The organism is Pedobacter alpinus (assembly GCF_042684645.1).
Lineage (GTDB): Bacteria > Bacteroidota > Bacteroidia > Sphingobacteriales > Sphingobacteriaceae > Pseudopedobacter > Pseudopedobacter alpinus.
In genome coordinates this window covers 1-536 of record NZ_JBHULV010000039.1, presented here as the reverse complement: position 1 = coordinate 536, position 536 = coordinate 1, and the positions used below count along the sequence as shown (strand labels likewise).

Below are 536 nucleotides of genomic sequence, written 5' to 3'. Positions count from 1 at the left end.
ACACCTCAGGAGTTTGGAGAGCTATTAATTCAATCCAAAACAGCAACATACATATTGGCTTTTATAAATCTAATTAATGCTCCTCAAAAAACAATAATCTGACAATAAAAAACCTCTAGTAAACTATTGCAATTCCACTTTAAAGGATATCCAGATTTACAGAAAGCCTATGAAATTTCCCAGGAGTTGTAGGCAATACTTAGCCATTCAAAAGACAAGCGGATAGCCTTCAAAAAATTAGCAATATGGTATAATAAGATAGAAAAACTAGGTTATAAATCCTTCAATACCATAGCTAGAACCATTCAGAACAATTATGAAACCATATTGAACTACTTTGATAACAGAAGCATAAATGCATCTGCAGAATCTTTCAATGCCAAGATAAAAGCTTTCCGGTCGCAGTTCAGAGGGGTGAGAAATGTGAAGTTCTTCCTTTTTAAACTATCTAAAATATATGCCTAATCCCTCTCCCCAACTTTTACGCTTGATCCATTTTGACCCTCAATCAAGTCTCTTTGAGGGGAATTTAGGGT

General features: G+C 34.5%; 1 protein-coding gene. It reads left to right on the top strand.

What is annotated here, in order from left to right:
- Window positions 1-195 precede the first annotated feature (195 nt).
- Entirely contained in the window at window positions 196-465 is a 270-nt protein-coding gene (locus tag ACFSSE_RS11440) for a transposase (protein ID WP_379044812.1), read from the top strand.
- Window positions 466-536: the final 71 nt, after the last annotated feature.